Genomic DNA, 12,076 nt, shown 5'->3' with positions numbered 1-12,076 from the left:
GGGTCAGCCCTGCCCGGGGCCGCCGATGTTCACGAGCCAGGTCACGCCGTGGCCGTCGGTGCACATGCCGAACGCATCGCCCCAGGGTGCGACCTCGAGCGGCACGATCTCCGAGCCCGAGGCCAGCAGCTTCTCCCAGTAGCCGCGCAGCGTCGCGTCGTCCTCGTAGCCGCCCGAGAGCGACACCGAGATGTTGCTCGCCCCGGGCTGCGGCGGCATGTGGCTCGGGGTGTCGGCGGCCATGAGCACGATGCCCCCCTCGCCCTCGAGCTGGCCGTGCATGACCTTGTCGGCGTCGGCGGGGTCGTCGGCCTGGCCGAACTCGGCGAAGGTGCTGACGGTGAGCTCGCCGCCGAAGACCGAGTGGTAGAACTCGAGCGCCTGGCGCGCGGTGTCCTGGAAGTTGATGTAGGGGTTGAGCCGTGCCATGGTGCGTTCCCTTCGACTGGGTGAGCGATCAGTGCCGATGATTCTCGCCCCGCCGCCGCGCCGCAAGCCCCGATTCGCGTCGCCGCGTGCGCGCGCGCTTCCCGTCGAGTGGGCGGATCCGGCGCGTTCGTCGCCGCACGGCCGGGCATGATCGCCCGCTCGACGAAGGGGTTCCGGGAAAGCTCTTGACCGGGGCATCCGATCGTCGTATATTTTAATCAACCAAATGGTTGATCAACGAATCGGTTGAGGAGGCGTGATGATCGTGGACCCGAGCTCGGACGACCGGCTCGACCGCGCGTTCATGGCCCTCGCCGATCCGGTGCGCCGGCGCATCATCGCCCGGCTCAGCCGGGGGCCTGCGACCGTCAACGAGCTCGCCGACCCGTTCGAGATCAGCAAGCAGGCCGTCTCGAAGCACATCCAGGTGCTCGAGCACGCGGGTCTCGTCACCCGCACCCGCGACGCGCAGCGACGCCCGGTGCACCTCGACCCGGCGGCGCTCGAGGCCCTCACCGCGTGGATCGACCGCTACCGGCTGATCCACGAGCAGCAGTTCCGCTCGCTGGACGCGCTGCTCGCCGATGACCGCGGCACGGACGCCGCGGCATCCACCGCCGACCCGATCGGCGACCTTCCCGAGCGTGGCCGGCCGGCCGCGCCCCAGACGAAAGAGACAGAGCAATGACGAACCCCGTCACCATCACCGCCCCCGAGGGGCTGCCCTTCATCGACATCGAGCGCGAGTTCGACGCACCCGTCGCGGCGGTGTTCAACGCGCACCGCGACCCCGCGCTCGTCACGCAGTGGCTCGGGCCGAACGGCTACGAGATGAAGATCGAGCGGTGGGACTTCGTGACGCAGGGCGGCTACCGCTACGTGCACACCGACACCGACGGCGCCGACTGGGCGTTCAACGGCACCTTCCACTCCGTGCGCGAGAACGAACTCGCGATCCAGACCTTCGAGTTCGAGGGCTACCCCGATGTCGTGGCGATCGAGTCGATGACCTTCGAAGACCTCGGCGGGGGCCGCACGAAGCTCCGCATCCACTCCGTCTATCCGACCGTCGAAGCCCGCGACGGCATGGTCGCGAGCGGCATGGAGACCGGGCTCACCGAGGGCTACGCGCGCCTCGACGCGCTCGTCGCCTGACGGCCCGCTCACGAAGGGAGCAGATCATGGACTGGACGCTCGAAGTCGTCATCGTCCCCGTCGCCGACCTCGACCGGTCGATCGAGTTCTACCGCGATCGCGTCGGGTTCGAGCTCGACCACCACACGGTCAACGAGCACATGGATGTCGCGCAGTTGACCCCGCGCGGCTCGGGCTGCTCGATCGTCATCGGCTCGCTGCCCTCGCAGCGCGAGATGGAACCCGGCTCGCTCAAGGGCGTGCAGCTCGTCGTCGCCGACGCCGAGGCGGCCCGGGCCGAGCTCATCGAACGCGGCGTCGAAGCGAGCCCGATCCAGGTGATCGACCCGCGCGACGGCGGCACCTTCTTCGGCTTCGCCGACCCCGACGGCAACACGTGGGTGGTGCAGCAGATCAAGGCCAGGGCCGAGCACCCGCTCATCCCGGTCGAGGCGCGCCGGCCCTTCGGCGCCGAGCAGGAGGCCTGAGCCGGCCGGCCGCGGGCGTGCGGGGCGCCGAAGCGACGTGCGGCGCCGGGGGCCCGCTCAGCCGCGGGCGACCGGCTGCCGCAGGATCGTGCGGAGCTTCTCGGGCGCCGACCGCCGCGGGTCGCCGAGGTAGATCTCGTGATGCCGCCCGTTGAAGCGCAGCCCCTCGGCCGGCATGAACTCGTCGTGCAGACGCGCGAGGGTCGGCCCCTCGTCGTCGTAGGCCCCGAGGTGCAGCGTCTGCACGCAGAGCCCCTCGTCGAGCGTCTCGAACCGCAGGCGCTCGACGGCCGGGGCCTTCGCGAGCGCCGACGCGACCGCGGCCTCGTGCACCTCGGGCGTCAGCCAGTCGGGCTGCCAGATCATCATCGTCCAGCTCCAGGCGGACTTCTCGCGGGTGACGAAGGTGGTCGGGTCGTCTGCGCTCCACAGGCCCTCGAGCGGGCCGACGACGTAGTCGCGATCGAGCTCGCGCCTGCTCTGGAACTTCGCCGCGTACGAGACCGCGTAGAGGGCCTCGACCGCGGCGACGTACTCGGGCGCCGTGTTCGGGTCGCCCTCGCCGTCGATCATCGCGTAGCGCAGCGGCGGCACCTCGACGAGATCGAAGCGGCCCTGCGCGGCACGGTAGCTCGGGATCTCGCGCTTCGGATCGAACTTCGTCGTGGCCATCACGCCATCATCGCCGTGGCGACCGACATTCGCGCGATACCCCGCCGCACCCACCACACCGCGGCACCCGCGGGCCGGCGCACGCGCCCGACCGGCGCCGGGCGCGCACCCGCGGGCGCCGCGTCAGGCGTCGACCGAGGCCGCCGGCGAGGTCGGGGTCGCCGTCTCCGTCTCGGCCGGCGCCGGCCGGCGCCGCGCCTGCCCCGCGACCGCGAGGCTCAGGACGATCACGGCGCCCACGACGAGCAGCGCCGAACGCGCCCCCACCTCGTCGGCGAGCAGCCCGAAGAGCGGAGGAGCCGCGAGCGACGAGATCGTCGAGAACGAGGTCACGACCGAGACCCGCTGGCCGGCCCGCGCGGGGTCGTCGGAGGCTGCCGAGATCGCGATCGGGTTGCCGAGCGCCGTGCCGCAGCCCCAGAGCACGAGGCCGACCCACGCCCACGCGAGATCGGGGCCGAAGACGAAGAGGAGGAGGCCGGCGAGCGACGAGAGCCCCGAGGCCCGCAGCACCGCGACCCGCCCGAAGCGGTCGATGAGCCCGGTGCCGACGAAGCGGAACACCGTCATCGCCCCGACGAAGGTGCCGTACGCCATCGCGCCGGTGGCCTCGGCGGCGGCGAAGCCGTCGACGACCGCGAGCGAGATCCAGGTGGTCGCCGCGCCCTCGGCGAGCGAGGCGGCGAGCAGCACCACGCCGAGCAGCAGCGTGCGCGGCTCGAGCCACGCGCCGAGCGCCGACCGCACGGCGTCGCGGTTGCGCTGACGGGTCGAGACGGCGTCGAGCGATCCGGTCGCGGTCGTGACGGGCGCCCGGGGCGTGAGCCTCGTCGCCGGGGCCACGAGGAACGCCCGCAGCACGGTCACCGCGGCCGTGACGACGACGATCTGCACCGCGACATGCGCCCCGGCGAAGGCGAAGGCCGCCGCGACGAGCGCCCCGAGTGCGGCGCCGATCGAGAACGCGGCGTGGAACTGCGGCAGCACGGCCCGGTCGAGTCGCTGCTCGACGGCGGCCGCGTTGATGTTGATCGGCACGTTCACGAGCGCACCGCACACCCCGTTGATCGCCATTCCGGCGATGAAGAAGCCGAGTCCGAGACCGACCAGCCCCGCGGCATCCAGCCCGAAGCCGACGACGTTGCCGACGATGCCGGCGATGAGCACGTTGCGGCTGCCGAAGCGGGCGATGATCGCGCCGACGGTCAGCGCGCCGACGAGCGAGCCGAGGCCGCCGACGATGAGGAGCGAGCCGAGCTGCAGCGAGGAGAGCTCGAGGGCGTCGCGGATCGACGGCATGCGGCTCATCCAGGAGACCTGGATGAGGCCGAACAGGGCGAACTGGGTCATGAGCGCCCAGCGGGCTGAGGTGACGGTCGGCATCCGTCGAACGTAGCAGTAAGGAATCCTTACCCGACGGCGGGATCCGGCCATCGAGGCGGGACATCCTGCCGCCATGCCCGCGGGGGGCCGCCGCCGGCTCGCGCGCCGGCTCAGTCGGCGGGTCGGCCCGAGAACCGCCAGCCGGTGATCCACTCAGGATCCTCGCCGTGCTCGTACGCGTGCGCTCGCGCCCGCGTGCGGGCGTCGAGCCACTCCTCGACGAGCTCGCCGACCCCGGCTCGCGAGGCGAGTCCGGGCACCCGGCGCACGACGTCGAGCGCGAGGCGGTACCGGTCGAGGTCGTTGAGGTGCAGCATGTCGAACGGCGTCGTGGTCGTGCCCCGCTCCGCGAAGCCGCGCACGTGCAGGTTCGCGTGGTTCGTGCGACGGTACGCGAGCTGGTGGATGAGCGACGGGTACCCGTGGAACGCGAAGACCACCGGTGCCGACGCCGTGAAGATCGCGTCGAAGGCCTCGTCGGTCAGACCGTGCGGATGCCGCGAGACATCCTGCAGTCGCATGAGGTCGACGACGTTCACGAGCCGCACGCGCAGCTCGGGCAGTCGCTCGCGCAGCAGTTGCGCCGCCGCGATCGCCTCGACGGTGGGCACGTCGCCCGCGCAGGCGATGACGACGTCGGGCGAGGATGCCCCGGGGTCGCCCGCGTCGAAGCCGGGCTCGTTGCCCGCCCACGGCCAGACCCCGAGCCCGGCCTCGACGTGCGCGTCGGCCTCCTCGGGCGAGAGCCACTGCTGCTGCGGCTGCTTGCCCGCGACGATCACGTTGACCCGGTTGCGGGTGCCGAGGGCGTGCCGCATCGTCGCGAGCAGGGTGTTCGCGTCGGGCGGCAGCGACACCCGCACGATCTCGGCCTGCTTGTTGACGACGACGTTGAGGAAGCCCGGGTCCTGGTGCGAGAACCCGTTGTGGTCCTGACGCCACACGTGCGACGAGAGCAGGTAGGTGAGGCTCGCGACGTCCTCGCGCCAGGGCACCTCGCGGGCCGACTCGAGCCACTTCGCGTGCTGGTTGAACATCGAGTCGACGATGTGGATGAACGCCTCGTAGCTCGTGATGAGTCCGTGGCGCCCGGTGAGCAGGTAGCCCTCGAGCAGCCCCTGCATCAGGTGCTCGCTGAGCGCCTCGACCACGCGCCCGCGCCGGGCGAGGTGCTCGTCGAGCGGGTGCAGCGCCTCGGCCCACACGCGGTCGGTGACCTCGAAGACGGCGCCGAGCCGGTTCGACAGCACCTCGTCGGGCCCGAACAGCCGGAAGGTCTCGGGGTTCTCGCGCATGACGTCGGCGAGCCAGGCGCCGAGCACGCGGGTGGCCTCGCCGGTGAGGCCGCGCGCATCGGGCGCCACGTCGAGCGCGTGCGGCAGGGTCGGCGGAAGTTCGATCGGTCGGACGATGCCGCCGTTCGCGTGCGGGCTCGCGCTCATCCGCAGCTCGCCCGACGGGCGCAGCGCGTCGAGCTCGGGCGCCGGGCGGCCCGCCCCGTCGAACAGCTCGTCGGGGCGGTACGAGCGCAGCCAGTCGTCGAGCATCGCGAGGTGCTCGGGGTTCTCGCGCACCTCGGCGAGCGGCACCTGATGGGCGTGGAAGGTGCCCTCGACCTGCACGCCGTCGACGACGCCCGGGCCCGTCCACCCCTTCGGGGTGCGCAGCACGATCGCCGGCCACCGGGCCGCCCGTTCCGAGAACGCCCCGGCCGCGGCATCCGCCCTGATCGACGCGATGCGGTCGTACGCGACGTCGATCGCGTCGGCCATGCGCGCATGCACCGCCATCGGGTCCTCGCCGTCGAAGCCGCCGGTGACGAGCAGCGGCTCGTAGCCGTTGCCCCGGAAGAAGTCGACGAGCTCCGACTCGGGGATGCGGGCGAGCAGCGTCGGGTTCGCGATCTTGTAGCCGTTGAGGTGCAGGATCGGCAGCACCGCGCCGTCGGTCGCCGGGTCGAGGAAGGCGTGGCCGCGCCAGCTCGCGGCGAGCGGCCCGGTCTCGGCCTCGCCGTCGCCGATGACGCACGCGACGACGAGCCCGGGGTTGTCGAGCGCCGCGCCGTAGGCGTGCATGAGCGAGTAGCCGAGCTCGCCGCCCTCGTTGATCGAGCCGGGCGTCTCGGGCGCCGCGTGCGACGGGATGCCACCGGGGAACGAGAACTGCCGGAACAGCCGCGCCATGCCCTCCCGATCGGCCGTGACCCGCGGGAACAGCTCGGAGTACGTGCCGTCGAGCCAGGTGTTCGCGACCATCGCCGGTCCGCCGTGGCCGGGGCCGCACACGTACAGCGTCGGCGTGCCGCGCTCGACGATCGCGCGGTTCAGGTGGGCGTAGACGAGGTTGAGCCCGGGCGAGGTGCCCCAGTGGCCGAGGAGGCGCGGCTTGACGTCGTCGCGCGTGAGCGGCTCGTCGAGCAGCGGGTTGCGCATCAGGTAGATCTGCCCGACGCTCAGGTAGTTGGCGGCGCGCCACCACCGGTCGACGACCTCGATCGGCACCTCGCGAACCTCGCGAACCTCGCGAACCTCGCGAGAGGATGCCTCGGGCTCGCCGCCCGCTCGCACCGGTCCTCCGTCAGCTCCGGCCATCGTCCCACCCCGTTCGATCGTGCCCGCCACCCCGAGCCTAGGTCGGACCCGCCGCCCCTGGCCAGCGTCCGGGCCGCCCGGGCGCGCCACCGCGACGCCGCTAGGCTCGACGGCGATGGGATCGGTCTTCACGGGGTTCGCGGTGATCGCGCTCGCCGTGTTCGTGGGATGGATCGCCGGGCGCGCCGGCGTCGTGGGGCCCGAGGCGCGACCGATCCTCGCCAGGCTCACCTTCAACGTGCTGGCCCCGTTCCTCCTGTTCTCGGTGCTCGCGACCGCCGACGTCGGCGCCCTGTTCTCGGTGCTGCTGCCGGTCTCGGCGCTCGCGGCCGTCACGATGATGCTGGTGTTCGGGCTGATCGCCATGCTCGTCTGGCGGCGCAGCCTCGAGCGCGCGGTGATCGGCTCGCTCGCGTCGGGCTACGTGAACGGCAACAACTTCGGCATCCCGATCGCGGTCTACATGCTGGGCGACGCGGCGTACTCGGCGCCGATCGTGCTGCTGCAGCTGCTGCTCTTCGCGCCGGTCGCCCTCGCCATCCTCGGCGCCCGGGTCGAGGGGCGCACCTCCGCCCGCCAGATCGTGCGCGGCACCTTCACCAACCCGATCATCGTCGGCTCGCTCGCCGGGGTCGCCGTCGCGGTGTCGGGCCTCGAGCTGCCGCCGATCGTGCTCGAGCCCGTCGAGCTGATCGGCCACGCCGCCGTGCCGCTCATGCTCATCTCGTTCGGGCTCTCGCTCAACGGCCAGCGGATGCTCGCCGCGGGCAGCGGACGCCGCGAGGTGCTGCTGGCTTCGACGCTGAAGCTCGTCGTGATGCCCGCGACCGCGTGGCTGCTCGGCCGCTTCGCGTTCGGGCTCGACGACACGGCGCTCTACGCCGTCACCGTGCTCGCCGCGCTGCCGACGGCACAGAACGTCTTCAACTACGCGCAGCGCTACGAGACCGCCGAGATCCTCGCGCGCGACACTGTGTTCATCACGACGCTCGGCTGCCTGCCGGTTCTGCTCGGCTTGGCGTTGCTGCTCGGGTGAGGTCGGCGGCGCGCGGCATGATGGGTCGCGAGCCCGAGGAGGCCGCATGCCCTTCCATACCGACGACGGCGATCGCCTCGCCGAGCTCGGGCTCGCGCAGCGCCCGGCGGATGCCCCGAGCTTCGAGCTGACCGCGGCGATCGTCTACCTCGACCCCGAGACGGGCCGCAGCTACCGGGTGCCGGCCCGCGGCGAGGCATCCGCCGCCCCGACCGACCTCGCCTCGGTGCCGACCCCGCTCTGGGGGCTCATCGCGAGCTACGGGCGGCAGTCGGCCCCCGCCGTGCTGCACGACGCGCGGTCGCGGGCGGCGGCCGCGCTCGGCGATCGGCGTGCGGCGCTCGAGCAGCGCCGCGAGGACGACCGGGTGTTCCACACGGCGCTCCGTGAGCAGGGTGTGCCGCGGCTTCGGGCTCGGCTGATGTGGGCGTGGGTGTCGGTCGATCGCGAGCGCGAGTTCGGCGGCGTGCCCGGATGGCTCGTGCTCGGCCAGTCGGTCGTTGGGGCGCTCGTCCTCCTGGGCACCGCGATCGCCGCGTTCTCGCATCCGCTCTGGCTCGTCGCCTGGCCCCTCGTCGGGCTCGCCGCGCTCGTGCGCGGTCGGCTCGCGCCGCTCGTCGCGACGCTCACCTTCTCGCTCGCCCTGCTCGGGCCGCTCGTGGTCGTGCAGCTCGCGGCCCTCGTGCCGTTCCGGCTCGTCGAGGCCGCGGTCGAGCTCGTCACCGGCGGGCGGCCGGGCGACGTGTGGCGGCCGACCGTCCGCCTCAGCGCCCGTGGCGGCGAAGATCAGGGTTAACCCTGATTCTCGGGCGCGCGCCCGCCAATACCGTAGGAACGGATCGCCGCCCGTGCACCGCAGGGGGAACTGTCAGCACGGAACCACGGTGATCCCAGGCCGGCCAGCACCTCGTTCCCGAACACGAGGTGCGGCCGGCTTCCCTGTTCCACCGGGCACGATCCCGGTTCGCGCACGATGCCCGAGCGAACGAGAGGATCGGCCATGGCCGAATGGATGACGGCGCCCGTCCGCGCCGACCGGGTCCCCAACGAGGGCGAGCATCGCTCCGCCGACCTCTTCCTGGTCGCCGTCGCCGCGATCGGGGCGAAGCGCGCCGAGCACGACTGGCTCGGCGCGCCGCGCGGCCGGCACGAACGCCTCGGCGACGGCCAGCAGTACCTGCGACGCTTCGACGGGGGAGCGATCTGCTGGTCGAGCCGCACGGGAGCGCACGAGGTGCACGGGCCGGTGGCCGAGCGCTGGGAGGCGCTCGGCGCCGAGGCCTCGATCCTGGGGTTCCCGATCACCGACTCAGCCCCGGTCGCGTGGCCCGACGGCACGACCCGACCCGGCGGCCACGCCCATTTCGAGGGCGGCTCGATCTACTGGAGCCCCGAGCACGGCGCGCTGGTGGTGCGGGGCATGGTGCGCGACATCTGGGCGCTGCTCAGGTGGGAGCGCGGGGCGCTCGGCCTGCCCGTCGGTGACACCCGGCTCGACGACGACGGCGTGCTCTCGGCGCGCTTCGAGCACGGCCGCATCGCGTGGTCGTCGGCGGCGGGCCCGCTCGTCGAGATCTCCGGCGCCGGGGCGGCCGGGAGCCGGGCCGGCGCGAGCGGCGCGTCGACCGCGCCGGGCCGGCTCGACCCGGCGACCGAGCGCCGGCTCGCCCGCGTGACGCCCGGATTCGCGCCGCCCGACTGAGCGGCGGCCGAGGTGCGGCCGTGCCCGTGACAGACTCGACGGGTGACTCAGCCCCTCCTCGACCGTGCCCCGCGCCCGTACGACGCCGATGCGATGTACGACGCGTTCGTCGAGTGGGCCGACGACCGTGGTTTCGCGCTCTATCCCGCGCAGGACGAGGCGGTCATCGAGATCGTGTCGGGGGCGAACGTCATCCTCTCGACGCCGACGGGCACCGGCAAGTCGCTCGTCGCGGTCGCCGCGCACGCGACCTGCGTCGCGCGCGGCGGGCGCTCGTACTACACGGCGCCGATCAAGGCGCTCGTGAGCGAGAAGTTCTTCCAGCTCGTCGAGATCTTCGGAGCGGCGAACGTCGGCATGGTGACGGGCGACAGCTCGGTGAACTCCGACGCGCCGATCATCTGCTGCACGGCCGAGATCCTCGCGAACCTCGCCCTGCGGCACGGCGCCGACGCCGAGGTCGACCAGGTCGTGATGGACGAGTTCCACTTCTACGGCGACCCCGACCGCGGCTGGGCCTGGCAGGTGCCGCTCATCACGCTGCCTCGCGTGCAGTTCATCCTGATGTCGGCGACGCTCGGCGACGTCGACGCGATCGCCGACGACCTCTCGCGTCGCACCGGCCGGCCGACCGCGCAGGTCACCGGCGTCGAGCGGCCCGTGCCGCTGCACTACTCGTACGCGAAGACCCCGGTGCAGGAGACCGTCGAGGAACTCCTCGAGACCCGGCAGGCGCCGATCTACATCGTGCACTTCTCGCAGGCCGCCGCGATGGAGCGGGCCCAGGCGCTGTCCTCGATCCGGGTCGTCACGCGCGAGCAGCGCGACGAGATCGCAGAGGCGATCGGGGGGTTCCGCTTCACGACGGCGTTCGGCAAGACGTTGTCGCGCCTCGTGCGGGCCGGCATCGGCGTACACCACGCCGGGATGCTGCCGCGCTACCGCCGGCTCGTCGAGACCCTCGCCCAGCGCGGGCTGCTCCGGGTCATCTGCGGCACCGACACCCTCGGCGTCGGCATCAACGTGCCGATCCGCTCGGTGCTGATCACGGCCCTCTCGAAGTTCGACGGCCAGCGCATGCGGCAGCTCAGCGCCCGCGAGTTCCACCAGATCGCGGGTCGGGCGGGTCGCGCCGGCTACGACACGGCGGGCACCGTCGTCGTGCTCGCACCCGAGCACGAGATCGAGAACGAGACGGCCGTGCGCAAGGCCGGCGACGACCCGAAGAAGCTCAAGAAGGTCGTGCGCAAGAAGGCACCGGCCGGGTTCGTGACGTGGAGCGAGACGAGCTTCGACCGGCTCATCGTCGCCGTGCCCGAGGCGCTCACCCCGCACCTGAAGCTCACCGCGGCGATGCTCATCAACGTGATCGCACGGGGCGGCGACGTCGTCGGGGACATCCGCGCCCTCGTCTTCGACAACCACGAGGGCCGCGCGCGCCGCTTCGAGCTCGCGCGCCGGGCGCTCGAGATCCTGCGCACCCTCCGCGACGCCGAGGTCGTGGTGATCGCGCCGACCGCCGACGCCTCGGCGCATCCCCTCGGCGTCGAGCTCCACCTCACCGTCGACCTCCAGCCGAACTTCGCGCTCAACCAGCCGCTCTCGCCGTTCGCGCTCGCGGCGATCGAGCTCCTCGACCCTCACGCTGCGCCGGGCACCGGCATCGCGACGGGCCACTACGCGCTCGACGTCGTCTCGGTCATCGAGTCGACCCTCGACGACCCGCGACCGATCCTCTCGCAGCAGCAGTTCAGGGCGCGCGGCGAGGCGGTCGCCGCGATGAAGCAGGACGGCATCGAGTACGAGCAGCGCATGGAGGCGCTCGAGGAGGTCACCTGGCCGAAGCCGCTCGACGAGCTGCTGCACCAGGCCTTCGAGACCTTCGCGTCGAGCCAGCCGTGGGTGCGCGACTTCGCGCTCTCGCCGAAGTCGGTCGTGCGCGACATGTTCGAGCGCAGCATGTCGTTCGGAGAATACGTCTCCCACTACCAGCTCGCCCGCAGCGAGGGGCTGGTGCTGCGCTACCTCTCCGACGCCTTCCGCGCGGTGCGCCAGACGGTGCCCGACGACGCGAAGGACGAGGAGCTGCTCGACGTCATCGAGTGGCTCGGCGAGCTCGTGCGCCAGGTCGATTCGAGCCTCGTCGACGAATGGGCCGAGCTCGTCGACCCCTCGGCGCACCTCCCCGAGGACGAGCAGGCCGTCGTGCCGCCCGCCCCGCCCTCCGTCGTCACGAACCGCCGTGCGTTCACGGTGCTCGTGCGCAACGAGCTGTTCCGACGGGTGCAGCTCGCCGCCCTCGAGCGCGACGAGGAGCTCGCCGAGCTCGACCCCGAGGTCGACTGGCCCGGTGCCCTCGACCGCTACTACGACGAGCACGACGACATCGGCACGGGGCCCGCGGCACGCTCGCCGCGCCTGGTCGCGATCGACGAGTCGGATGCCTCGAGCGGGATCTGGCGCGTCGAGCAGACGATCGACGACCCCGCGGGCGATCACGACTGGCGCATCCGCGCGGAGGTCGACCTCGAGGCCTCCGCTGAGGAGGGCGCCGCGGTGTTGCGCGTCACGGAGGTCGTCAGGCTCTGATCCTGCCGCTCGGGCCGGCGGTCCGCCCCGAACGCCGGTCGTCGCGACCGCG

Annotated in this window: 11 protein-coding genes; 7 read left to right on the top strand and 4 right to left on the bottom strand. The window is 72.5% G+C overall.

The annotated features are described in order from the left end of the window. Positions 1–3: 3 nt before the first annotated feature. Positions 4–429 (bottom strand): VOC family protein, encoded by a 426-nt coding sequence (locus ACFVTH_RS03920; protein WP_387086928.1) that lies wholly within the window; start codon positions 427–429, stop codon positions 4–6. Between the two features lie 259 nt (positions 430–688). On the opposite strand from ACFVTH_RS03920, the gene ACFVTH_RS03915 reads away from it, so the two are divergent. From ACFVTH_RS03915 to ACFVTH_RS03905, 3 genes are read left to right on the top strand one after another with little or no spacing between them, the layout of a single operon-like run. Then, positions 689–1,117 carry an ArsR/SmtB family transcription factor gene (locus ACFVTH_RS03915; protein ID WP_387086926.1) on the top strand — a complete coding sequence of 143 codons (429 nt, stop codon included), beginning with the start codon at positions 689–691 and terminating at the stop codon, positions 1,115–1,117. After that, complete coding sequence (locus ACFVTH_RS03910) at positions 1,114–1,584, top strand: SRPBCC family protein (protein ID WP_387086924.1); 471 nt, start codon at positions 1,114–1,116, stop codon at positions 1,582–1,584. Before ACFVTH_RS03915 ends, ACFVTH_RS03910 begins: the two co-directional genes overlap by 4 nt. Before the next feature lie 26 nt (positions 1,585–1,610). Then, positions 1,611–2,051 (top strand): VOC family protein, encoded by a 441-nt coding sequence (locus tag ACFVTH_RS03905; protein WP_387086922.1) that lies wholly within the window; start codon positions 1,611–1,613, stop codon positions 2,049–2,051. Between the two features lie 57 nt (positions 2,052–2,108). Here the strand turns inward: ACFVTH_RS03905 and ACFVTH_RS03900 are convergent, their stop codons facing one another. The 3 genes from ACFVTH_RS03900 to ACFVTH_RS03890 form a co-directional block, all read right to left on the bottom strand. Next, entirely contained in the window at positions 2,109–2,723 is a 615-nt protein-coding gene (locus ACFVTH_RS03900) for a GyrI-like domain-containing protein (protein ID WP_387086920.1), read from the bottom strand. Between the two features lie 123 nt (positions 2,724–2,846). Next, positions 2,847–4,106, bottom strand: coding sequence for an MFS transporter (locus ACFVTH_RS03895; protein ID WP_387086918.1), 1,260 nt, complete (start codon positions 4,104–4,106; stop codon positions 2,847–2,849). Positions 4,107–4,216: 110 nt separating this feature from the next. After that, a complete protein-coding gene (locus ACFVTH_RS03890) occupies positions 4,217–6,697 on the bottom strand; it encodes a phosphoketolase (RefSeq protein ID WP_387086916.1) in 2,481 nt (826 codons plus the stop codon). 115 nt (positions 6,698–6,812) lie between these two features. Here ACFVTH_RS03890 and ACFVTH_RS03885 point away from each other — a divergent pair, with 115 nt between their 5' ends. The 4 genes from ACFVTH_RS03885 to ACFVTH_RS03870 all read left to right on the top strand — a co-directional run bounded on the left by ACFVTH_RS03885 (position 6,813) and on the right by ACFVTH_RS03870 (position 12,024). Further along, on the top strand, positions 6,813–7,733 hold the full coding sequence (locus ACFVTH_RS03885; RefSeq protein WP_387086914.1) for an AEC family transporter: 921 nt from the start codon (positions 6,813–6,815) through the stop codon (positions 7,731–7,733). Between the two features lie 46 nt (positions 7,734–7,779). Further along, the gene (locus ACFVTH_RS03880) at positions 7,780–8,529 is read left to right on the top strand and encodes a DUF1353 domain-containing protein (RefSeq protein WP_387086912.1); all 750 of its coding nucleotides are present in this window, start codon (positions 7,780–7,782) and stop codon (positions 8,527–8,529) included. A gap of 204 nt (positions 8,530–8,733) precedes the next feature. Further along, positions 8,734–9,435 carry an LGFP repeat-containing protein gene (locus ACFVTH_RS03875; RefSeq protein WP_387086910.1) on the top strand — a complete coding sequence of 234 codons (702 nt, stop codon included), beginning with the start codon at positions 8,734–8,736 and terminating at the stop codon, positions 9,433–9,435. A gap of 42 nt (positions 9,436–9,477) precedes the next feature. Next, positions 9,478–12,024, top strand: coding sequence for a DEAD/DEAH box helicase (locus ACFVTH_RS03870; protein ID WP_387086908.1), 2,547 nt, complete (start codon positions 9,478–9,480; stop codon positions 12,022–12,024). The last annotated feature ends 52 nt before the right edge of the window (positions 12,025–12,076 follow it).

The organism is Agromyces sp. NPDC058104 (genome assembly GCF_042884835.1).
Classification (GTDB): Bacteria; Actinomycetota; Actinomycetes; order Actinomycetales; family Microbacteriaceae; genus Agromyces.
This window is presented reverse-complemented; position numbering and strand designations above follow the sequence as displayed.